Origin of the sequence: Pseudorhodoplanes sp. (assembly GCA_032027085.1) — a bacterium.
GTDB lineage: Bacteria > Pseudomonadota > Alphaproteobacteria > Rhizobiales > Xanthobacteraceae > Pseudorhodoplanes.
The window spans coordinates 1,008,205-1,030,631 of sequence record JAVSMS010000001.1 but is presented as its reverse complement, the minus strand read 5'-3'; the positions used below and the strand labels follow the sequence as shown (position 1 = coordinate 1,030,631).

At 60.8% G+C, this 22,427-nt stretch carries 24 protein-coding genes; 6 read left to right on the top strand and 18 right to left on the bottom strand.

All coding sequences use genetic code 11. The features are described from left to right. Positions 1–2 precede the first annotated feature (2 nt). From RO009_04950 to ccoN, 3 genes are read right to left on the bottom strand one after another with little or no spacing between them, the layout of a single operon-like run. Positions 3–170: a cbb3-type cytochrome c oxidase subunit 3 gene (locus RO009_04950; GenBank protein ID MDT3684376.1), complete on the bottom strand. Its 168-nt coding sequence runs from the start codon at positions 168–170 to the stop codon at positions 3–5. Next, positions 167–901, bottom strand: a complete 735-nt coding sequence (gene ccoO / locus RO009_04945; GenBank protein ID MDT3684375.1) for a cytochrome-c oxidase, cbb3-type subunit II — start codon at positions 899–901, stop codon at positions 167–169. Before ccoO ends, RO009_04950 begins: the two co-directional genes overlap by 4 nt. 5 nt (positions 902–906) lie before the next feature. After that, the gene (gene ccoN / locus RO009_04940) at positions 907–2,559 is read right to left on the bottom strand and encodes a cytochrome-c oxidase, cbb3-type subunit I (GenBank protein ID MDT3684374.1); all 1,653 of its coding nucleotides are present in this window, start codon (positions 2,557–2,559) and stop codon (positions 907–909) included. A 199-nt stretch (positions 2,560–2,758) separates the two neighbouring features. Between ccoN and RO009_04935 the strand changes: the two genes are divergently transcribed. Both RO009_04935 and RO009_04930 read left to right on the top strand, forming a co-directional pair. Then, positions 2,759–3,166, top strand: coding sequence for a DUF6455 family protein (locus tag RO009_04935; GenBank protein MDT3684373.1), 408 nt, complete (start codon positions 2,759–2,761; stop codon positions 3,164–3,166). 19 nt (positions 3,167–3,185) lie between these two features. Beyond that, the gene (locus tag RO009_04930) at positions 3,186–3,545 is read left to right on the top strand and encodes a cytochrome c (protein ID MDT3684372.1); all 360 of its coding nucleotides are present in this window, start codon (positions 3,186–3,188) and stop codon (positions 3,543–3,545) included. A 93-nt stretch (positions 3,546–3,638) separates the two neighbouring features. Here the strand turns inward: RO009_04930 and RO009_04925 are convergent, their stop codons facing one another. Beyond that, positions 3,639–4,307 carry a helix-turn-helix domain-containing protein gene (locus tag RO009_04925; protein ID MDT3684371.1) on the bottom strand — a complete coding sequence of 223 codons (669 nt, stop codon included), beginning with the start codon at positions 4,305–4,307 and terminating at the stop codon, positions 3,639–3,641. A 211-nt stretch (positions 4,308–4,518) separates the two neighbouring features. Between RO009_04925 and RO009_04920 the strand changes: the two genes are divergently transcribed. Both RO009_04920 and fixJ read left to right on the top strand, forming a co-directional pair. Next, the gene (locus tag RO009_04920; protein ID MDT3684370.1) at positions 4,519–5,973 is read left to right on the top strand and encodes a PAS domain S-box protein; all 1,455 of its coding nucleotides are present in this window, start codon (positions 4,519–4,521) and stop codon (positions 5,971–5,973) included. Continuing rightward, the gene (gene fixJ, locus RO009_04915; protein MDT3684369.1) at positions 5,963–6,580 is read left to right on the top strand and encodes a response regulator FixJ; all 618 of its coding nucleotides are present in this window, start codon (positions 5,963–5,965) and stop codon (positions 6,578–6,580) included. Before RO009_04920 ends, fixJ begins: the two co-directional genes overlap by 11 nt. Before the next feature lie 11 nt (positions 6,581–6,591). On the opposite strand, the gene RO009_04910 is transcribed toward fixJ, so the two are convergent. From RO009_04910 to RO009_04845, 14 genes are all read right to left on the bottom strand, one after another. Further along, complete coding sequence (locus RO009_04910) at positions 6,592–9,276, bottom strand: bifunctional acetate--CoA ligase family protein/GNAT family N-acetyltransferase (GenBank protein ID MDT3684368.1); 2,685 nt, start codon at positions 9,274–9,276, stop codon at positions 6,592–6,594. A 162-nt stretch (positions 9,277–9,438) separates the two neighbouring features. After that, positions 9,439–10,131 (bottom strand): amidohydrolase family protein, encoded by a 693-nt coding sequence (locus RO009_04905; protein ID MDT3684367.1) that lies wholly within the window; start codon positions 10,129–10,131, stop codon positions 9,439–9,441. Positions 10,132–10,146: 15 nt separating this feature from the next. Beyond that, entirely contained in the window at positions 10,147–10,323 is a 177-nt protein-coding gene (locus RO009_04900; GenBank protein MDT3684366.1) for a hypothetical protein, read from the bottom strand. Between the two features lie 5 nt (positions 10,324–10,328). Continuing rightward, entirely contained in the window at positions 10,329–11,126 is a 798-nt protein-coding gene (locus RO009_04895) for an SDR family oxidoreductase (protein ID MDT3684365.1), read from the bottom strand. A gap of 224 nt (positions 11,127–11,350) precedes the next feature. Then, on the bottom strand, positions 11,351–12,319 hold the full coding sequence (locus tag RO009_04890; GenBank protein MDT3684364.1) for a tripartite tricarboxylate transporter substrate binding protein: 969 nt from the start codon (positions 12,317–12,319) through the stop codon (positions 11,351–11,353). 200 nt (positions 12,320–12,519) lie between these two features. Then, complete coding sequence (locus RO009_04885; GenBank protein MDT3684363.1) at positions 12,520–13,449, bottom strand: LysR substrate-binding domain-containing protein; 930 nt, start codon at positions 13,447–13,449, stop codon at positions 12,520–12,522. 148 nt (positions 13,450–13,597) lie between these two features. Then, on the bottom strand, positions 13,598–14,524 hold the full coding sequence (locus RO009_04880) for a cation diffusion facilitator family transporter (GenBank protein ID MDT3684362.1): 927 nt from the start codon (positions 14,522–14,524) through the stop codon (positions 13,598–13,600). A gap of 148 nt (positions 14,525–14,672) precedes the next feature. Next, positions 14,673–14,873, bottom strand: a complete 201-nt coding sequence (locus RO009_04875; protein ID MDT3684361.1) for a hypothetical protein — start codon at positions 14,871–14,873, stop codon at positions 14,673–14,675. Between the two features lie 233 nt (positions 14,874–15,106). Then, positions 15,107–15,616 (bottom strand): hypothetical protein, encoded by a 510-nt coding sequence (locus tag RO009_04870; GenBank protein ID MDT3684360.1) that lies wholly within the window; start codon positions 15,614–15,616, stop codon positions 15,107–15,109. A gap of 67 nt (positions 15,617–15,683) precedes the next feature. Further along, positions 15,684–16,058, bottom strand: coding sequence for a hypothetical protein (locus RO009_04865; protein MDT3684359.1), 375 nt, complete (start codon positions 16,056–16,058; stop codon positions 15,684–15,686). A gap of 178 nt (positions 16,059–16,236) precedes the next feature. Beyond that, positions 16,237–16,566, bottom strand: a complete 330-nt coding sequence (locus RO009_04860; GenBank protein ID MDT3684358.1) for a hypothetical protein — start codon at positions 16,564–16,566, stop codon at positions 16,237–16,239. A 7-nt stretch (positions 16,567–16,573) separates the two neighbouring features. Beyond that, a complete protein-coding gene (locus tag RO009_04855) occupies positions 16,574–16,876 on the bottom strand; it encodes a hypothetical protein (GenBank protein ID MDT3684357.1) in 303 nt (100 codons plus the stop codon). Positions 16,877–16,997: 121 nt separating this feature from the next. After that, positions 16,998–18,974, bottom strand: coding sequence for a sodium:solute symporter family protein (locus RO009_04850; GenBank protein ID MDT3684356.1), 1,977 nt, complete (start codon positions 18,972–18,974; stop codon positions 16,998–17,000). 13 nt (positions 18,975–18,987) lie between these two features. Continuing rightward, the gene (locus RO009_04845; protein MDT3684355.1) at positions 18,988–19,248 is read right to left on the bottom strand and encodes a DUF4212 domain-containing protein; all 261 of its coding nucleotides are present in this window, start codon (positions 19,246–19,248) and stop codon (positions 18,988–18,990) included. A 298-nt stretch (positions 19,249–19,546) separates the two neighbouring features. On the opposite strand from RO009_04845, the gene RO009_04840 reads away from it, so the two are divergent. After that, a complete protein-coding gene (locus RO009_04840; GenBank protein MDT3684354.1) occupies positions 19,547–20,176 on the top strand; it encodes a hypothetical protein in 630 nt (209 codons plus the stop codon). Between the two features lie 35 nt (positions 20,177–20,211). After that, complete coding sequence (locus RO009_04835; protein ID MDT3684353.1) at positions 20,212–22,344, top strand: DUF294 nucleotidyltransferase-like domain-containing protein; 2,133 nt, start codon at positions 20,212–20,214, stop codon at positions 22,342–22,344. Positions 22,345–22,427 lie beyond the last annotated feature (83 nt).

Sequence of the window (22,427 nt, the reverse complement as noted above, 5' to 3'; positions counted from 1 at the left end):
GATCAATCTTCCCCCAACGGAATGCGCGAGGCCTCTTCGAAGCGCTTCTTTCTCGAAGGCCAGAAGACATAGGCAACGACCAGCAGGAACACGATGACGAAGTAGACAAGTCCCCAGGACTGGGCGAATTCAGCCAGAACCCTGTAAGTGTGCGGCAGGGTGGAGTTCATCGGATGTTGGCCTTGTTGTCGTAAAGCTTGAAATCGACCTGTGTGCCGAGCAGCTGCAGATACGCGATCAGCGCGTCGGCCTCGGTAATCCGCTGCGGATCGCCGTCATAATCGCGCGCCTGCGCCTTCCCATAGCGTTTCTCAAGCTCGCTAACGTCCGGATGGTCCGTCGTCGCCTGGATCTTGAGATCGGTCGCGGCGTTTTTGATCATGTCGGCGGAATAGGGGACGCCCAGTTTCGTCTGAACGGTCAGATCATTCGTAATGTGCCTGAAGTCGAGTTCCGTGCGCGCAAGCCAGGGATAGGCCGGCATGACGGTGCCGGGCACGACGCTCGACGGCCGGTTCAGATGGTCGCGGTGCCATTCGTCGGAATATTTGCCGCCAACGCGCGCAAGATCAGGACCGGTGCGCTTCGATCCCCATTGGAATGGCCGATCATACATGCTCTCGGCCGCAAGGGAATAATGACCGTAGCGCTCGATCTCGTCGCGCAGCGGCCGGATCATCTGCGAGTGACAATTGTAACAGCCCTCGCGCACGTAGATGTTGCGCCCGGCGAGCTCGAGCGGCGTGTAAGGGCGGATGCCCTCCACCTTCTCGATCGTGCTTTTCAGATAGAAAAGCGGAACGATCTCGACGAGGCCGCCGACGGCAATGACGATGAGAATGCCGATCAGCAGAACGATCGAGTTCTTTTCCAAGACGGCGTGTTTCGACCAGAGCGACATCGTGTTTACTCCGCCGGCGCCAGTGCCGGCTCGCGGCGTGCGACCGGTTCGCCCGTCTTCACGGTTTTCCAGAGATTAAAGGCCATCAGCAGCGCGCCTGCGAGGAACAGGGCGCCTCCGAGCGCGCGGATGAGATAGAAGGGATGCATCGCCTCGACGGTCTCGATGAAGGAATATTCGAGGAAGCCGAGGCTTGTGTAGGCGCGCCACATCAGGCCCTGCAGGATGCCCGAGACCCACATCGCGGAGATGTAGAGCACGATGCCCATGGTCGAGATCCAGAAATGCCACTCGACCAGCCGGTTCGAGTAGAGCCGTTCGCGGTTCCACAGCCATGGCACGAGACAATAGATCGCGCCGAACGAGATATACCCGACCCAGCCAAGCGCGCCGGAATGCACGTGACCAATGGTCCAGTCGGTATAATGGCTGAGCGAGTTGACGGCCTTCACCGACATCAGCGGACCTTCAAAGGTCGACATGCCGTAGAAGGCGACCGACACGACCATCATGCGCAGCACCGGATCGGTACGCAGCTTGTCCCACGCGCCGGATAGCGTCATCAGGCCGTTGATCATGCCGCCCCAGGACGGCATCCACAGCATGACAGAGAATGTCATGCCGAGCGTCTGTGCCCAGTCGGGTAGCGCCGTGAAGTGCAGATGATGCGGGCCGGCCCAGATGTAGAGAAAGATCAGCGACCAGAAGTGTATGATCGACAGCCGATATGAATAGACCGGGCGGTCGACGCGTTTCGGAATGAAATAATACATGATCCCGAGAAAGCCGGCGGTTAGGAAGAAGCCGACCGCGTTGTGGCCGTACCACCACTGCACCATGGCGTCCTGTACGCCGGACCAGACGATGTAGGACTTGGGCGAGAACAGAGAAACTGGAATCGCCGCGTTGTTGCCCAGATGCAGGACCGCGATGGTCAGGATGAAGGCGAGATAGAACCAGTTGGCGACGTAAATATGCGGCTCCTTGCGCCGCATGATGGTGCCGAGGAATACCAGAAGATAGACGACCCAGACCACGGTGAGCCACAGGTCAGCATACCATTCAGGTTCGGCATATTCCTTGGATTGCGTGATGCCGAGGAGGTAGCCGGTGCCGGCGATGACGATGAAGAAGTTGTAGCCCAGCACGACGAACCAGGGCGAAAGATCGCCGGCAAGCCGGGCGCGGGATGTCCGCTGCACGACGTAGAACGACGTCCCAATCAGGACGTTTCCGCCGAAGGCAAAGATGACCGCTGACGTGTGGAGCGGGCGGACGCGCCCGAATGACAGCCAGGGCAGGTCGAAATTGAGGACAGGAAAGGCAAGCTCAAGCGCCGCCCACAGGCCGATCGAGAATCCCGCAATGCCCCAGATCACCGCCGCGATCGTGGCAAACTTGATCGGCGCCATGTTGTAGTTGGGCTTGCCGTCGATCGTCAGCGGCGGCAATTGTGCTGGCCGGTTGAAATAGCGGTCGATGATCGCAAACACGGCGGCAAGACCGCCTGCTGCGAACAGATAAGCGTGGAACGCATATTCGGGCGTATGCGCCATGGCGGCGACGAGCAGCGATCCAAAAGAGAGGATGGCGAATATGATCGCCGCGCCCGCCTCGCTGACAGTGATCGATTTCTGGGACAGGGTTTGAGGGTGCATCCTCGCCAACTTCCGTATGAGCAGCAAAATTCCGGTTGAAATCCCGGATTGGAATAAAGGCCCAATCTCGGAGGCGGTAACCTTGATGCAGATCAACCTCATGGCTGCGGGGTCGCAAAAAAAAGCGGATTCGATGGTTGATGTGGCTCAATGTCGGTGGGAGCGGACCTGCTAGTAAAAAAATAAAAGGAGGTCAGCCATGACCGAACTCGCAATTGACAGACCCGGGTTGTTTCAATCGATCGTCGAGGCCTTTCAGCGCTTCCAGAAGCGACAGACAAAGCGCGCCGAGATTGCCGCCCTTGGCACCGTCGAAACAAAACTCGTCGCCCAGGACGTCGGCCTGACGGAGTCCGATCTGGTGGCGCTGACCGCGGAGGACGAGGATTCCGCGTCTCTGATGGAACGGCGCCTTGCCGACTGCGGCGTCGACATCAAGTCCGTCAACCCCATCCTTCTGCGGGACATGCAGCGCTGTTGCTCGCAATGCAACAGCAAGCGGCGATGCGCGTATGAACTGGATAAAAAGCCGAAAGCAGCGGCTTGGCCGAGCTATTGCCCGAATGAGCAGACGATGGCGGCACTGGCAGCGGCAAAATGCCATTAACCGGCCTTGGAGCTTGAGGATGCGGGCGTTGCGCTTTGCGGGCGCCGCCGCAGCTCTTGCCCTGTCGTTGGCGTTGGGCACGCCTGAAGCCAGCTTGGCGCAGGTGCGGCAGGCGCAATGGGCCAAATCGCCGAGCGTTCAGCGCGGTGTCGTGATCGCGCGGACCTATTGTGCGCGCTGCCATTCGATTGACAAGGTGAGCCGGAGCCCGCTCGCCATCGCGCCGCCTTTCCGCGACCTCCATAAGAGCTATCCCGTCGAGCGCCTGGAAGAGCCGCTTGCCGAGGGACTTGTCACCGGGCATCCCTCGATGCCCGAGTTCCGATTCGACCCCGATCAGATCGGCGATTTCATCGCATTCCTGAAGTCGCTGGAATAGACATCCTGTCCTCCTGGTCAATGAAGGACGGCGCGAATCCGGTTCCGGATTTGCGCCGTCTAAACACCCTAGCCCAACCTGCAGACGCTGGTCTCAGGAATTCAGGCTATGCAATGCACCCCGGTTGCGCAGCAGGATACGGCGCGAATTCGGTAGATCGATCGACGCTTCCTGCTGAAACAGCGACAGCGTGCGTGACACCGTTTCGATGGTCAGGCCGAGATAATCGGCAATGTCCTGGCGCGACATCGGCAATTCCACGGCATTCCCTGTCCCCAGCCGGGCCATGTCGAGAAGGAACGCGGCAACCCGCTCCTGCGCGCTCTTCACCAGCAGCAGGGCATGTTTGCGGGCCTGGTCGAGCTGGCGCGCGGTCAGCTTCCAGAGTTGGTTGGCAACAGTCATGTCGCGCTCTGCGGCGGCGAGAACGGTGCTGCGGCGGATGACCAGAACGGTCGCGGCGGTGACGGCCTCGGCCGACGAGTTATGCTCGGCGCCGGTATCGAGACCGAAGACATCGCCTGCGAAGTGAAAGCCTTCGATCTGGCGGCGGCCGTCGCTCAGAATTCTGTAGCTGCGCACTGTGCCGGATACGACCATGTAGACATAATCCGCGGGCTCATGCTCTCCGTAGATTTCGGCGCCTTTCCCGAAGGACATCGTCGCGCCCAATAACTCGGGGCAATTGAAGAAGGTCGCTATTTTGCGCGGGGGCAGGGTATTGGAAACGGCGAGGGCGGTGGTCTGGGGATGCGGGCGCATGGGTTCCTCCTATGTCCGTATCCGCCTGATAAAGTCGATTTGACGTATCTAAAATTTGGATATTACCCCTAAGGAGAATCCCGGAGGCGCCCGAGGGACTGCGGTAAATACTTGAAAATGCTGCCTGATTCAGCAAAATTGGGTGTAATTGACAGCGGGATGAACGTTTTTGGCTTCTGAGACCAGTCAGAAAAGAGCGGGCGGCCGGTATATGCCCCGTCGGCATGACGTCATCGTCTATGCCCTCGCCATCTGCATTGTGCTGCTGACCTATGCCGTGCGGCTGGCGCTCAATCCGGATCTGCCGCCGTATCTGTTTTTCGTGCCGGCCGTGCTGGTGGCGAGCGCTCTCGGCGGTTTCGGGCCAGGCTTTGTCGCGACGATTCTGAGCGCCGTGCTTGGTGCCAGTATCTTTTCAGGCGAGCTGTCGCAGAGTGAGCTGACGCTCACAATCGCTTTTTGCAGCATCGGCATCGGAATGGCCTGGCTTGGCGGCCGCGTGCAGAAATCGCGTCAGCAGGCCGACACCATCAATCAGACGCTGTCGGCACGGGAAGCACATCTGCGGTCGATTCTCGACACCATGCCCGATGCGATGGTGGTCATTGATGAACGCGGTATCATGCGCTCCTTCAGCAATGCCGCGGAACGTCTGTTTGGATATTCGGCGGCGGAGGTGATCGGTCAGAATGTGAAAATGCTGATGCCTTCGCCCTATCGGGAAGCGCACGACGGTTACATCGACCGTTATCTGCGCACTGGGGAGCGGCGCATCATCGGCGTTGGGCGCGTGGTTGTCGGCGAGCGCAAGGACGGCTCGACATTTCCCATGGAGCTTGCCGTGGGCGAGATGCACTCGAACGACCGGCGCTTCTTCACCGGCTTTGTCCGCGACTTGACGGAGCGACAGAAAACCGAAGCGCGTTTACAGGAGCTTCAGGCCGAGCTCGTGCACATCTCGCGACTGACTGCGATGGGCGAGATGGCGTCCACGCTCGCGCATGAACTGAACCAGCCGCTGGCTGCGATCACGAATTATCTCAAAGGCTCGCAGCGGCTGCTTGAATCTGCCGATGCTTCTTCCGCTGCGCTCATCCGCGATGCAATCGAAAAAGCCGGCGATCAGGCCCTGCGGGCGGGGCAGATCATCCGCAGGTTGCGCGATTTCGTGGCGCGCGGCGAAAGCGAAAAGAAGGTCGAGAACCTGCCCAAGCTGATCGAAGAAGCGAGCGCGCTGGCGCTGGTCGGTGCGAAAGAGCAGGGTGTTCGCGTTCGCATCGATCTCGACAGGAATCTCGATCTGGTGCTGGTGGACAAGGTGCAGATACAACAGGTGCTGCTCAACCTGATCCGCAACGCGATCGATGCCATGATTGGTGCAAAAGACCGCAATCTCACCATCTGGACGCAGGCGGCCGCAGCCCGGATGGTGCAAGTCAGCGTCTCGGATACCGGTTCCGGGATTCCGCCGGAGATGGATGCGCAGTTGTTCCAGCCCTTCATTACGACCAAGAGCGATGGCATGGGAGTCGGTCTGTCGATCTCCAAAACCATCGTCGAGTCGCATGGCGGCCGCATCTGGGTCGAGCCCAATCGGGGCGGAGGAACGATCTTTCACTTTACCTTGAGACTAGTCGATACCGAGGAATTGAAGGATGGCCGATAGTATCGTTCACATCATCGACGACGACGCGGCGGTGCGGGATTCGCTGGCTTTTCTCCTGGGAACGGCCGCGATCAAGAGTCGCCAGCATGAATCGGCGATCGAGTTCCTGTCGAGCTTCAACGTGGAAGAGGCGGGCTGCATCATCACCGACATGCGCATGCCCGGCATGGACGGCCTTGAACTTCTGCGCAAGCTGCAGGATGCGAAGAATCCCGTGCCGGTCATTGTGGTGACCGGGCACGGCGATATATCCCTCGCGGTCGAGGCCATGAAGGCCGGGGCGAGCGATTTCCTGGAGAAGCCGTTCGATCAGGATGCGGTTCTGTCGTCCGTGCGCTCCGCCTTGAGCCGTCGCCAGCGCGATGACGGCCAGACGGCCGAACAAGCGGCGGCGGCACAGCGCTTTGCCACGCTGTCGCCGCGAGAGAAACAGGTCCTGGAAGGCCTGGTGGCCGGGCTGCCGAACAAGACCATTGCCTATGATCTGGCTATCAGCGCGCGCACCGTTGAAGTCTATCGGGCCAATCTGATGACAAAGATGGAAGCCAACAGCCTGGCCGACCTCGTGCGCATGACACTGACCGCCAATCTGATCAGTAAGAAATGACCGGCAGGGCATCAAGCCAGGCGATAGCTGACGATGCTTAAAGCCTGGTCGTCCGGGTCGGGGGCAATGTTGAAGCCCAGTTCTTCGCACATCCGCAGCATGACCGTATTTTCGCGGAGCACCTCGCCCTGGATCTGCTTGATGCCGTCGGCCCTGGCATATTCGATCACGAGCTGCATGAGCTTCCACCCCAGTCCGCGGCCCTTGAGATCCGAGCGCACCAGGATGGCGTATTCTGCGACGTCATGATTGGCGTCGGCATGCAGGCGAACCGCGCCGAGGAGCTTTCCGGAGGTCTGATCGAAGGCGACGAACGCCATCGATCTCGCATAGTCGATTTGCGTCAACCGCGCGATGAATGAATGGCTGAAATCCTTGATCGGAGCAAAGAATCGCAGCCGCAAATCGCTGTCTGATATCTGCGTGAAGAATTCGGTAAACAGACCCTCGTCCTCCGGCCGGACCGGCCGTACCAAGATCGGCCAATCCGGCGCAAGCAAAAGTACGCGTTCCCACTCTTTCGGATAGGGCCGGATCGCCAAGTGGGATTGGCTCCTGGCAATCTGTTTGCGGGATACCGACACGCGCGCGTCGAGCGCCAGAACACCGCGCTCGTCGGCCAGCAGCGGATTGATGTCGATTTCATCTATTTCCGGATGATCGGCTGCCAGTTGCGAGATCTTGACCAGCGTCATGGCGATGTCTTCACGGCGGGCCGCTGGCACATCGCGGTAAGCCGACAGGATGCGGGAGACCCGTGTTTGGCCGATCAGATCGTTCGCCAAGTTCAAATCGAGAGGCGGCAAGGCCAGTGCCTTGTCATTGATGACTTCAACCGCGGTGCCGCCGCGGCCAAACAGAATGACTGGACCAAAGACAGGATCGGTGGCAATGCCTAGAATGAGTTCACGGGCATATTTGCGCTGGATCATCGGTTGTACGATGAGGCCTTCAATGCGGGCATCGGGCCGCAATCGCTTCGCGTTGTTGAAAATTTCGGAAGCCGCCCGCGCCACATCATCCGCGGACGATAGTCCGACCCGCACCCCGCCCACATCCGATTTGTGAACAATGTCCCGGGAATGAATCTTGAGGACGACCTTCTGCCCTTCGGCCAGAAGAGGTGCTGCGATCCGGCCAGCCGCATCAGGATCAGTGGCGTGATAAGTCGGCGTGATCGGGATGGCATAAGCTGCCATCAACGCGGCGACTTCAAGAGGGTCGAGCCAGCGCCGGTCCTCGGACAAGGCCCCGTCGACGATTTTTCGCGCCGCCTTCTCGTCCGTCTTGAAGTCGTCCGGAAGACTTGGCGGGGTTTCCATAAGGGAAGCGATGGCTTCCTGGTAGCGCACCAAGTGCATCATGCCGCGAACGGCTTCGACCTCTGTCGAATAATGCGGGATAGCGGTGTGATTGAAAATGTCTACCGTTGTCTGGTCGCCGCCGACCCATGATGTAAAGACGGGTTTGGGTTGCAGACTTCTGGAACGCTGGCTTGCGACCTTGTTGGCCACGGCCTGTGCGACCTCGCGCGGCGACGCCATGGCCGTCGGAACGTTGAAGACTAAAATCGCATCATTCGCGGGATCGGCAAGCAAAGCCTCCAGTGCGGCGACATAGCGGTCGGGGCCCGCATCGCCCACGATGTCAACAGGATTCGCGCCCGACCAGGTCGAAGGAAGCACGCTGTCCAGCCGTTCCTTGATCGCCGGCGACACGGCTGCCACCGTACCGCCCATATCGCGCAGCCGGTCAATCGCCAGAACGCCGATGCCGCCGCCATTGGTGAGGATCGCGAGCCGCTTTCCTTTCAGGTTTCTGACATGACTGAGCGTCTCGGCGGCGTCGAACAATTCGTCCATATCAAAGACCCGCAGCAGCCCGGCGCGGCGGAAGGCGGCGCCATAGACCGCGTCGGAGCCGGCCATGGCGCCGGTATGCGTCGCCGCCGCTTGCGCGCCTTCAATATGACGGCCTGCCTTTATGACAACGACAGGTTTGATGCGTGCGGCCGCGCGGGCAGCCGACATGAATTTGCGGGCGCGTGAGATGGACTCGACGTAGAGCAGGATTGCGCGGGTCTTCGAGTCGAGCGCGAAATAATCCAGCAGGTCGCCGATATCGACATCGATCTGATCGCCAATCGAGGCGATGGCGGAGAAGCCGCTCGCATTCGTGATGCCCCATTCCGCAATCGCCGCAGCGATCGCGCCGGATTGCGAAATGACCGCGAGATGGCCGGGCGCCGGCATGCGCGAGGCAAAACTGCCATTAAGCTTGGCATAGGGTGCAATCAGCCCGAGGCAATTTGGGCCGAGCAGGCGCAATCCGGATTGGCGTGCAATCTGCTCGCTCTGCGCCGCCAGCGAATCGGGACCATGCCCGAGCCCTGCGGTCACGATGATCGCCGCGCCAACGCCTTTCGCGCCGGCTGCTCGGACCAAAGACGGAACAGTGGGGGCAGGTGTTGCGACGATCATGAGGTCCGGAGTCTCGGCAAGGTCTCCGATTGCCGGCACGCATTTCAAGCCATCGATCTCATGATGATGCGGATTCACGGGATAGATCGGGCCCGAAAATCCGGCGTCTTTCAAATTCTTGAGCAACGCGTATCCCAGCGAGCCCCGGCGGGGGCTCGCGCCGATCAGGGCGACGGATCGCGGCGAAAGGAGTTGCTGAAGCCTGTAGGTGGACATGAATGATCGTGCTCGCAGGATAAGATGGCTTTGCCGAATGACTGCGTGTTGATCTGTCTCAAGCTACGAGCGGGTTTAATCGGAATTGAGGCCGGGTGTTTCATGTCGCCACGGCCGGGCGCCCCGCTTTCCCGACCTTGTGGCTGCGGCGCCCCAAGACTACTAAAATCCGAACAAATTCGCCGGATTGTCCACCAGCATCAGGTGCCGTGTTTTCTCGTTCGGCGCGATCTCGGCGATAAGATCGACCAGCTCGCCGTCATTGGGTATGGCGGTGTGGTTGGGGTGCGGCCAGTCGGTGCCCCAGACCACGCGCTCCGGCGCATGCGCGGCGAGACCGCGCGCGAATGGCACCCCGTCGCGCCAGGGGGCGCCCTGCTTGCTGATCCGGTCGACGCCGGAGAGCTTCACCCAGACATTGCCGCGGTCGAGCAGGCGACGCAAAGCCGAAAAGGTCTTGCCGTCGAGCCCCTCGCCGATATCGATGCGGCCGATGTGATCAATCACAACCGGCGCCTCGATCGCGGCGATGAAATCGTATTGCTCGAGGATGCCCTGTCCTCCGACATGGATCGCGATATGCCAGCCGAGCGGCGCCACCATGCCGATCACGGCGCGGATGTCGGCCTCGGGCGTCGGCGCGCCGAGATGCGGGAAGAAATGGAAACGCACGCCGCACATGCCGGCGTCGTGCAGCCGCATCAACGCGGTCTTCGGAAATGACGGATCGATCAGGCCGACTGCGCGATAACGTCCGTTTCCGGCGGCGAGAAGATCAAGCACCACGGCATGGTCGCTGCCGTGGCAGCCCGACTGCACGAATACGCCGCGCTCGAAGCCGAGGAATTTGTGCAGCCGGAACAGGTCTTCCTACGGGGCGTCCTGCGGCGTGAATGTGCGGTCCGCCGCAAAAGGGAACACATGCCGCGGGCCGAACACATGGAAATGGGAATCGCAGCTCAGCGGCGGCAGGCGCAGGCCGGGCTTTTTCGGGTTGTGGTCCGGCGGCAGGCAGGACGGCGCATTGTCTCCGCGTGCGACAATCATGGCGTTCAGTCGCAGCGCGCGGTCATGCCGCCATCGACCACGATTTCCGTTCCGGTAATGAACCGCGCTTCGTCGGAGGCCAGAAACAGGGCGGCGTTGGCGGTGTCGCGCCCGTCGCCCATGAAGCCGAGCGGAATGCGCGCAACGCGCTGCTTCAGCAAAGTCTCGATGTCGCCGCCGCTGCGTTGCCTGGCGAGCCGTGCCTCCACCATCGGCGTATGCATCTGTCCCGGCACCACGGTGTTTACGCGAATGCCTTTGCTCGCATATTGCACGGCGGTAACGCGGGACAAGTGGATGACGCCTGCTTTCGATGCGGCATAGGCGGCCTGCGGTGAGCCGGTATAGCGAATGCCCGATGTCGACGACGTATTCACGATGGCGCCGCCGCCCTGTTCGATCATGAACGGGATCACGTGCCGGCAGGTCAGGAAAATGCTTTTGAGATTGTAATCGATCTGCTTGTCCCAATTCTCTTCGGAAAGCTCGGCGGCGCCGCCGGGCGCGGAACCGCCGACATTGTTCACCAGGATATCGATGCGCCCATAAGTGGCGCGGCAGGCCCGCACCATGTCCGTCACTTGCCAGTCGTCGGTGACATCGCAAGTGTGGGTGCTGATCTCACCGGCCTCCTGCGCCAGCGCGACCGTTTCCGTCATGGCGTCGGGGTTCTTGTCGACGGCAAAGACTTTTGCGCCTTCGCGCGCAAAGATCACCGCCGCGGCGCGGCCATTGCCCCAGCCGGGACCGATGCAACCAGCCCCGGTGATGAGCGCAACTTTTCCAGCGAGACGTCCGGACATGGATTACCTTAATCCGTCATCCTGAGGTGCGAGCCGCGTAAGCGCGAGCCATCGCAAGTCGGCCTGGCCGACTTGCTCACTGTTGAATCCAATCTCGGACAAGCCGATTGGTGAATGACGGGCAATGTCGGGGCCCTCGCCCTTCGAGGGCCGCTCTGCGGCCGCTGACAGGGTGATGGAGTGAAGGAGGAGCGGGCTGTGATCCGAAAGGACTTCGCGCCCGCCTACTTGTCGGTCTTCACGCCCGCGTCCTTGATCACCTTCGCCCACTTCTTGATCTCGCTGTCGATGAAGACGCGGAACTGCTCCGGCGTGTCACCGACCAGAGTGGCGCCCTGCGCGGCAAGCTTTGAGGCGACGCCCGGATCCTTCATGGCTTCGACGGCGGCCTTGTTGAGAATGGCGATCACGGCCGGCGGCGTCTTTGCAGGCGCAACCATGCCGTACCAGTTCTCGGTCTGCAGGTCCGGCATGCCGGCTTCGGTCGTGGTCGGCACATCAGGGGCACTCGGGACGCGCTTGGGCGCGCCGATCGCGATCGGTTTCAGCTTGCCGGCCTTGACCTGTGGCAGCAGGACCGGGAGATCGAGGAACACCATCTGGACCTGCTGTCCCAGCAGGTCATTCACGGCGGGAGCTGCACCGCGATAGGGCACGTGGACGATATCGATCTTGGCGGTGAGCTTGAACAATTCACCGGCGAGATGCGGCAGGCTGCCCGGGCCGGAGGAGGCGAAATTGAGCTTGCCCGGCTGCGATTTCGCCAGCGCAACGAGTTCCTTCATGTTGTTCGCCGGAACGTTGGTCGCAACCACCAGCATCTCCGGGACCTTGGCGACCAGTGTCACCGGCGCCAGATCTTTCAGGGTGTCATAGGCGATCGCCTGCATGCTCGGGCTGATGGCGAGTGCACCGGCGCTGGTGATGGCGATCGTGTAGCCGTCCGGCTCCGCCTTCGCGACCGAGTCGGTGCCGAGCACGCCGCCCTGTCCGCCGCGGTTGTCGATCAGGACGGGCTGCTTGAGAATTTCCGACATTCGCTGGCCCACCGTGCGCGCAATGATGTCGTTCGGCCCACCAGCCGGGAACGGCACGATCAGCTTGATCGGCTTGTTGGGGAAATCCTGCCCGACGGCCAGGGCCGGGGACAGCAGCATGCTCAGTCCGATGAGCAGGATCTTCAAGCTTCTCACGGCAATCCTCCCGAAGTCTTCTTAGGTGATCGTCGAATGCACAAGTTTGGCCGTTCGCCTTTCTGCGCTGCGAAACCAACTTGGCAGCCAACCCGGCAAATGATGTTGCAATAAACAAGATTAGTGCATGGCGAACTTCATTTGAAGTTCACGAGCGATACTTTCTCGGCATGACGAATGACAGGACGGGATGATCAGCTTCAGCAAAGCTGCGCGCCCGCCCATTGCTTGCTTCGCACCAGCATACGGCACACCTCAAGCAATATCTCGCTTGCATATTGGGTCGTCTTGGGAGGCTGGTCTCTCGGCGTCACGATCGTGACCCTGGTTGATAGCGCCGGCCGCACGATGGGATAGGCAGCGAGACGCTTGCGCGCCACTTCCTCCTGCACGGCGGCGTAGGTCAGGATTGTGTAGCCGAGTCCTCGCTCAACCATCGCCTTGGCGAACGCGACGCTGTCGACTTCCGTCCTGATGCGCAGCCGGACGCCATGTTCGAGCGCCGCCTGTTCGACCAGCCGTCGATTGTTGTGCGCCATGCTGGGCAGGATCAGTGGCAGCTCGGCAAGATCGCGAATGCGGAACGTGGTGCGCGGCTTTTTGCCCGGCCCGTGATGCGGCGGAGCGATGACATGCATCCTTTCCGTCAAAACAGGGCTGATATTCAAGGCTTCCAGATGAGGCGGGTTATGCAGGATGGCGATATCGATCCGCTTCTCAAGCAGCCATTCCTGCAGTGAAGAGGTGACACCTTCGCGCATATGCAGAGCGATCCTTGGCCAGGCTTTCTGGAACTGCTCGACGAAGGTCGGGATCAGAAGCCGCCCGGCCGCGGGCGGGACGCCAAGCGTGACGCGGCCGGCGGTCAGCGATCGGTCTTCCCTGATCTCGTCGCTGGTCTGTCGGACCAGATGCACGATCGCCTCGGCCCGTTCGAGCAATAGCGACCCGGCTGCGCTGAGCCGCACGCCGCGACCATGCCTTGAGAAGAGAGAGACGCCGAGTTCGCGTTCGAGCTTGCTGATTTGCCGGCTCAGGGCCGGTTGCGCCAGCCGCAGCTCATCGGCGGCGCGGCTGACGCTGCCGGCGCGCGCAACGCGCATGAAGTTGCGGAGTTCTTTCAGTTCCATGACATCTGCACCAAGCTATGCCGAAAAAGTATATCTCGGAATGTCGTTGAAGGCCACGAAAGAACGCGGGATTGAAATGTATCCAAGGGGCGATTTGGAGCGGTTGCCCCGGTATGCTCCCATTGCCTCGGAGGGAGCGCCGGTCCTTTCAAACTCTTGCAGAACAGTCGTCCGCGGTTTTCAGACAAATCTGCAGCTTTTCGTGCTCGATCTGGACCGTGGCGTGATCGATTGAGAAGCGATGGTCCAGATCGTGCGTCAGCTTTGACAGGAATTGATCGCCAGGATGACCGCCGGTCATTACAAGATGGCAGGTCAGCGCGGTGTTTGTCGTGCTGATCGGCCAGATATGCAGGTCATGGACGTCGCTGACGCCCGGCAACCCCGCGAGAAATGTCCGCACCTCCTGCGGATCGATCGCATCCGGCACCGCATCGAGCGACATGCGCACCGATCGCGCCAGGAGCGTCCACGTGCTCCACAGAATGACGGCGCAGATCACGAGGCTGGCCAGCGGGTCGAACCAGAGCCAGCCGGTCACAAGAATGGCCGCGCCGGCAATAACGACACCGGCAGAGACTGCGGCGTCCGCCGCCATGTGCAGAAAGGCGCCTTCGATATTGATGTCGCTCTTGCGGCCGGACACGAACAGCCAGGCGGTGAGGCCGTTGATCAGGATACCGACAGCCGCGACGATCATGATGGTCCCGCTCGCCACCGGCTGCGGCGTGACGAACCGGAGAAGGGCCTCCCCTCCGATGGCGCCGACCGCGACCAGAAGAAACATGGCATTGAACAGGGCGGCCAGAATGGAGGAACTGCGCAGGCCATAGGTGAAACGCTCGGTCGGCGGGCGCTGTGTCAGTGCCGCCGCGCCCCAGGCGATCAGCAAGCCGAGAATGTCGCTGACATTATGAGCCGCGTCGGCGAGCAGCGCCGTGGAATTGCTAATCAGGCCGAAGATGACTTCGACAACAACAAAAAGCGTATTGAGCGTGACGCCAATTGCAAACGCGCGTCCAAAGTCACGCGGCGCGTGTTGGTGTCCGCCGTGATCGTGCGCATGGGCATGCATGGCGCTGTGCCATGCGCGGATTGGTCCGGCAAGTCAAGACACAGATGCGCATCAAGAAGAGTTAAAAAGCAAATGGTTATAGCGTTCGAGTTTGCATTGGCGTGCAACTCTCATTCTTCACTTCGGGATCAGCATCGAGACGGCGCTCTCAGCGCAGGAACTGAGGCTTTTCCCTGCGCAAATCAGCCTGACGTCTTGCGGCCTTTTCGGCTTCGCGCGGATTTCTAAACGACTGCCCTTCAAGGCCGGCAAACTCGCTCTTAGCCGCGAAGAAGCGGAACTTGCCGCCGTCGCGCACGACCAATCCGGCCGCCCCGCCACCAACTTCAATGATGTAACTGTCCGACATCACAAACCTCCAGCCATTGCGCGAGCTGAATCGGCGACCGGCATGTCAGGGGCATGACAGGGCCCGTAACGGAAAGTAAGCGATTATGCTGATGCATCCGCAGAGGCGGCGCTTTTCGCGAATGCGAGAGAATCGCGGCGACATGCTGATAACGATGTCACATCGCGGCATCGCCGCAAGCGGTCTTTCGCCGCAGGTTATCCTGCGTTGCAACAATGCGAGTGGGGTTTGGTTTACGGCAATACCTGGTAGCGGATCGACGGCGCGGGCCTTGTCCTCCGCGCGGCCGCTGCATCATCTGCGGGCCGTGCCTGTCGCTCCGCGATAAACGAATTCTTTTTGACCGCCGGCGAATAGTCGAAGGTGTAGGTTGACGTCGTGCCGATGAGAGAGAAGATCAGAGCCAGCCCCCACATCGCTATCGAGATCAGCGCCGTCCACATCGCGAAGGTGAGATAGGTGTCGCGCAGGATGGTCGCGCTCGCCCATTGGGCGTAGGCTTCCGGCGGACGGAATTGCTTGTCGACGTAGAGCCACATCTCGGTCTTGCGATAATCCTTGGTCAGCGCCTCGCGCGACTTCAAGATCAGAACAAAGGCCATGACGGTGGTGAGGAACCCGCCCGCCTGGAAGGCGCGCCGGGGATCGAACGACATGCCGATCATCACGCAGAAAATGGCGAGCGATGAGAAGCCGCAGGCGCGCAGGACGGTCTCATACGCTACCCGCCGCATATGCTCCATGTCGCCCTCGCGCGTGCATCCGAGGGGATTTTAACCTCGGCGATGGAACGCGGCGCGGGCCGGCTTTTCAATTCAGCGTGATGACAAAAGCGGTTCCGAACAGGGCAGCGGAAACGGCCGCCGCACCCTTGGCGAAACGAAGCAGGATTTCCTCCAGGCGCTCCTGGGCCTGCCTGATGGCGGACGCGCCATGCGGCAGCTCCTCGGGCTTCATGAATTGCCAGATTTCAGTTTGGCAAATGCCCTTTTTCTGAAGCTCATTCAGCCGGTGGATCAGACGCAAAGCAAAGACCAGGGCGACGCCTGCGCCGATTTTCAGCGCCAAGGCGGGGTCGAAACTGAAGGCAAACATCAAAATCAGGGCCGCCATGAAGACAAAGGCCGCGTCGCAGGCGGTCGCGGACCATGCGCACTGAGCAAACCGGTCAGAAAATCCGCTCATCGGGCTGTCTCCTCGAGAACACCCCCTCGGCAAGCTTCCATCCAGACACGAATTCTAACGCAAGTGTCGTGCCAGAAGATTGCCAGCGCGTAAAAACCAACCCTCAAACGCCGCCGAAGCGGACGAGGTTCCAGGCTCGCCAAACCATACCAGCATTTTTGACGGTTTGGCGGCTCGCTTAGAGGCCGAATTGAAGAAAATTGCTGATCGCCGGCAGGGTCAGGATGGCGGTGCCAGCCAGCCAGATCCAGAGCGAGACGACGGTCGAATCATCCTTCGCCCCGACATAGCGCTCATAAATCGCCGCCGGTATCCCCGCCAGGATGATCGTGCCGGTGGATACCATCAGCGAGGCGAACATCAGGGTCAGAGGCACACTGCCGAAGAGGAGGGACGGTGCCAGAATCTGCGTATGGATCAGGGCGAAGATCAGCGCGAGCTGATTGAAAATGCCGTTGATCATCCCGAAAAAGGCAATGCCGATGTAATAGAAATTGCGCTCGCTCATAGCTCTGTCATCCCGCCTTCGGAATCGCGCCGATCAACAGGAAAACATAGAGCAGCGCCACTCGTAGCCAGAACAGCCAGACGAAGCCGAACAGCCATTGCACCACCGGGACGGTGGCTTTCGGCGTTACGAGGGCAAATATTCTGAGGAACGGGTCGGTAATCGCACGAAATCCGCGCCAGATATAGTTCTTGGAATTCTCGTCCATGATCAGGCCGAGCAGGGCGCGGCCGAGCATGGTGTACATCACCGCCGCCAGAACGAAGTTCGGCAGGTGGAAGTACCAGAGTGACCAGAAGGAAGCTGACACGCTTGGCGCTCCGCGCTGTCTGATTTGCCGCTGTCTTGTAACCGAAAGCGATGGTTCGGTCGCGAAAAAAAAGTGGGGCCCCGAAAGGCCCCACTCGTTATCGGTAAGGTCTGAGAATATCTCAGTCCTTCTCTTGCAGCACGGTGCCGCCGCGAGGCTTGCGGATCTCGTCGACGAAGGCCTGCATTTCCCTCGACGGCTCCTTGCCCATCAAGCTCACGACGTAGATGACCAGGAAGCCGAGCGGCATGCCCAGCAATCCGCACAGGATGTTGTTCATCCCGAACCAGCCGATCTTGGACTGGAGCGGATTTGCCGCGCTTGCCGGAACGTCGGCCAGCCACTTCGGATCAGCCATGGTCTTCGCGACGTCGACCAGCGGCGCACCGGTGACCGGATTAGTCAGTGCCGACATGCCGAACCAGCTAACGCCCGCCTGCGGATAATATCTCGTGGTGACGAGATAGAAGATGCAGAGACCGAAGCCGGCGATCATGCCTGCCACAGCACCGGTGGTTGTTGCACGTTTCCACCAGATGCCCATGATCAGCGCCGGGAAGTTGCCCGCCATGGCGAGCGAGAATGCCCAGCCCACCATCGCGAGAATGTCGCCCGGTTTGGTGGCGGCCAGCGAGGCGGCACCCACAGCGACAACCAGCAAGAGGACGCGTGCCACCATCAGACGCCGGACCGTTGGCGCGTTGGGGTCGATCATCTTGTAATAGATGTCGTGCGAGAGTGCGTTTGCGATGGCCAGCAGCAGGCCGTCGGCGGTCGAGAGCGCGGCGGCAAGACCGCCGGCGGCGACCAGACCCGAGATCACATAGGGAAGTCCCGCGATTTCCGGGGTGGAAAGCACGATCACGTCCGTGTTGATCACGAAGTCCTGCAGGCGCACCACGCCAGGATGGCCGGCGACGGTTTTACATGCGGCCACTATAGCGTCGATGCTGGCTGCGTTCTGACCGCAGATCTTGATCAGGCCGAGTTCGCCCCAGGTGAAAAGCCACGGTCGGATATCGGTCAACTCCCTGCCGATGATGTTGGTGTACACCTCGAGCTTGGAGAACGCCGCGTAGGCCGGCGCCGAGAAGTACAGCAGGAAGATGAAGAACAGCGACCAGGCCACCGACTGCCGCGCCTCACGCACCGACGGGGTGGTGAAATAGCGCATCAGGATGTGTGGCAGCGATGCCGTGCCCACCATCATGCAGAAGATGATGCCGAAGAAGTTCAGCGGGCTGTAGGTGTAGAATGGCGCTATATGCGGCTTGAGTGTCGCCGCCGTCGTCAGCCCATCCTTCAGCATCTGTGCTTCGCGGGCCGTGATGTCCGCGATCGCCGCTCCGTAGGTCAATTGCGGAATCGGAATGCCGTAGTTCTTGGTGGACAGGATGATGATCGGCGTCAGGTAGGCGACGATCAGCACGATGTACTGGGCGATCTGCGTCCAGGTCACCGCCCGCATGCCGCCCAGCATCGAGCAGAGCAGGATGCCGGCAAGGCCCACGAACACCGCGATCTCAAAGGACATGCCAAGGAAGCGCGAGGCGATGATGCCGGTGCCGTAAATCTGCGCCGTCACATAAGTGAAGGACGCGGAGAACAGCACGAGCACGCCGATGAAACGGGCGAAGTTGCCGCCGAACCGGTAGGCCATGAAGTCGGGAACCGTATAGGCGCCGAACTTGCGCAGATACGGACCGACCAGCACCGAGACGAGCACGTAGCCGCCGGTCCAGCCGAGCACCCAGGCGAGGCCGTCATAGCCGAGCAGGAAGAGCGTGCCGGCCATGCCGACGAAGGATGCCGCCGACATCCAGTCGGCGCCGGTCGCCATGCCGTTATAAATCGCCGGAACACGCCGGCCGGCGACATAATATTCCGACACCTGCGCGGTCCGCGATAGGACGCCGATGATGGCGTAGACCGCGATCGTGAAGAACACGAACAGATAGCCGAGGACGCGGTTCGGAACGCCGACTTGTTCGAGAATGCCGAGCAAGACGACGAAGAGGAGGAAGCCGCCGGCGTAGAAGCCGTAAATCTTCCCAAGATTGTTGATAAAGTCGCCGCTGCCTGAAGTCTGAGTAGCCATGTTCTGTCCTCCCTCAGTCGTCTTCAGCGACGCCGAATTCGCGGTCGATCTGGTCCTGCTTCTTTGCAAACACGAAAAGCATGACGACGAACGCGATCAGCGAGCCTTGCGCGGCCATGTAGAAGCCGAGCGGGAAGCCGAGAATTACGATCTTGTTCAGCACATTGACGAACATGTGGATGATGTAACCAAAGAAGATCCACAACCCGATCATGATCCACATCAGGTTGGTGGTTTTCTTCCAATGGGCTTGGTCGTTTTCTGACGTAGCCATGGAGCGATACCCTCCGCGATTGACCGGCATCCTGTAGGAAGCCAGGTATGGAAATCCGAGGGGCGCCGACGACCGGCTAGGGTGCGACACCCCCCTGGTTGCCGCTGCTCCGCGCCCGATCTTGATGCCAAGTCGCGAGTCTATGAAAAATGGTAACATTGCGGCACGCCCGCCCGTATAAGACTTTCGGCGAAATTGGGATGTTTTACCCGCTGAAGAGGTTAGACTTTTTTCCGAGAACGGTTTGTTCGCAACCGCGAAAGAACTGTTGCAACGCGAACATGCAGGACATGCGGGCATGAGTTTTGTCGATTTCGTGCGCGGCATTTTTCGTCGCAAGCCGCCGATCTCCGATGTGGGCGATCTGGCCGATTTCATCGACGCGCAATCCGCCTTCTTGATTCAGAAGGGAATGTACGAATACGCACGCGCCCGCTCCGGGCCTTACGCCAAGGTGATGATGAAGGAGCCTGAATTCATTGAGGCGGCGAATCGGTCGCGCTGGGAGGGATATCCGCTTGGTCTCGCCATGGTCGGTGAAATGGTCGAGGGCGTGCTGGCCCCGCAGGCTGGTGGAGATCGCCGCGCGCTCCTCGATCCGCTGGTCAAGCTCGTGCTTTCGGTATTCGACCGCTATCCCGTGCCGCCGTTGCTGACGGTCGAGCAATGGAGCAAGGCGCGAGCGGAACTGGCTCTGCATTTGGAGCGATTGACGACCCATCCACCCAAACGGGTGATCGATATTCCCGTGCCGTTCGCCGAACGCGTCTTCAGCCTGATGCCAATCCACAAGGACTTGCTGACGGAGGACGCGCCGACCTCGCGCGGTTTTCTGCAGCTCAATCTGGTCCAGATGCAGGAAGAATTGATCAGGCGCATGGATGTCTCCGCCATGGCCGCCAGGCTGCGCGAGCTGGATCGGTCATGAACAGGAGCGGCCGACGCGATCTGCGGTGACATGACATGACCATCACCAATGCCACGCCGCTGATCGCGCTCGACGGCGTCGTCATCGATACCGAGACCACGGGTCTCGATCCGAACAAGTCCTTCATTGTCGAGATTGGTGCGGTGAAAATCACTGGCGGGCGGGTTGATGCCAACCAGACATTCCGCCGCCTGTTGCGTCCGCCGGTGCCGATCCCGGCACAATCCACGGCCATTCACGCGATCGACGACGGCATGGTTGCCGGTGCGCCGGATTTTGCAGTGGTGTGGAAGGAATTCGAGAGATTTGCAGGCGACGCCGTGATCGTCGGCCATACGCTCGGCTTCGATTTCTCGATCATTCAGCGGGAATGCGCGCGCAGCGGAATTGCCTGGAAGCGGCCGAAGGCACTCGACACCCAGCTGCTGATGCTGGTGGCGGAGCCGAATTTCGGCGGACTTTCGCTGGAGCAGCTCGCCAACTGGCTTGATGTCGAAGTCACCGAGCGACATTCGGCGCTCGGTGATGCCATCACCACCGCGCATATTTTCAATGCGCTGATTCCGCATTTGCGCGCCAAAGGAATTCGGACCCTGGCCGAGGCAATGCAGGCCTGCCGCGCGCTGACCGATGTGCTGGACAAGCAACACCAGGCCGGCTGGAGCGACGTGGCGGAGGCGCCGGTGCGCGAACAGCCGGTCCGTTCGCTCGAGCGCTTCGACAGCTATCCCTATCGCCACCGCATCCGCAATGTGATGAGCGCGCCGCCGAAAATCATTGCGGGTGACAGGGCGTTGTCTGACGCCTTGACGCGCATGAGCACCGAAAAGGTGTCGTCGCTTTTCGTGTGCCCGGGAAGACAGGATGACACGGCGCTGGCCGCCGCCGATGCCGGCATTATCACAGAGCGCGATGTGCTGCGGGCGCTGGCGACGAGAGGAGCGGACGCGCTGCGATTGCCAATCCATGAATTCATGAGCCGGCCGCTGGCGGTGATACGGGTCGATGCGTTCGTTTATCGTGCCATCGGCCGCATGCAGCGGCTGAAAATCCGCCATCTCGGCGTCATGGATAATCTTGGCATGGTCGCTGGCGCTCTGTCGGCGCGCGACCTTCTGCGGCTGCGTGCGAGCGAGGCGATCTCGCTCGGGGACGAAATCGATGAGGCGACGAATGTCCACGAGCTGGGAAAGGCCTGGGCAAAGCTGCCGCAGGTCGCATCCTCGCTCTTGTCGGAAGGCGTTGCATCCCACGATATCGCGGCGGTGATTTCAAGTGAGCTCGGTGCGCTGACGCGGCAGGCGGCGGTGCTCGCCGAGCAACGCATGCGTCAGGACGGGCGCGGCGAGCCGCCCTGCGCCTACTCGGTCGCGGTGCTCGGCTCGGCCGGCCGCGGCGAAAGCCTTCTGGCAATGGACCAGGACAATGCGCTGATCTTCGAGGACGGTGCGCCGGGGGGTCCGGAAGATCGCTGGTTCGCCGAACTTGCCGTGCACATTGCCGATTACCTGCACGAAGTCGGCGTGCCTTATTGCAAGGGCGGCGTGATGGCGAAGAACCCGCAATGGCGCGGGTCGCTCGCCACCTGGCGCGAGCGCGTCGCGGACTGGATCACCCGCTCCAATCCGGCCGACCTTATGGCGGTCGATATTTTCTTCGATCTGCACGGGGTGCACGGCGCCAACGTGCTAGCCGAAACGCTCTGGCGCGACGGCTTTGAAATGGCGAAAGGGCAGGTGGAATTCGCCAAGTTGCTGGCGGAAGCGGCCGGCGAGGTGGAGCCCGGCCTGAACTTCATCGGCGGCATCAAGACCGAGCGCGGCCGCATCGATCTCAAGAAGGCCGGCCTGTTCGGCATCGTCACTGCGGCGCGGGTGCTCGCCATCCGCCATCACGTGCTGGAACGCGCAACGCCGCGTCGGATCGCCGGGGTGATGGCGCTGAAGCTCGGCGGCGAACGCGATCTCGAAGCGCTGGCGGAGGCGCAGATGATTTTCCTCAGCCTGATCCTCGATCAGCAGATCGATGACATCGAGCATGGCCATCCGCCCACCAATAAGGTCGCGGTAAAACGCTTGTCGGCGACCGAACGGGAATTGCTGCAGCGTGCCTTGCGCTCCGTGCGCCATCTGGGCGATCTGACGCGGGAATTGCTGTTCAAGCAATAATGATCAGCCATCCTCAGAGTTCTGAGCCAGAGTGCAGCCAATGAAATTGGGGGACCTTGCAGTTCGGTCCGGCCGATGGCCGG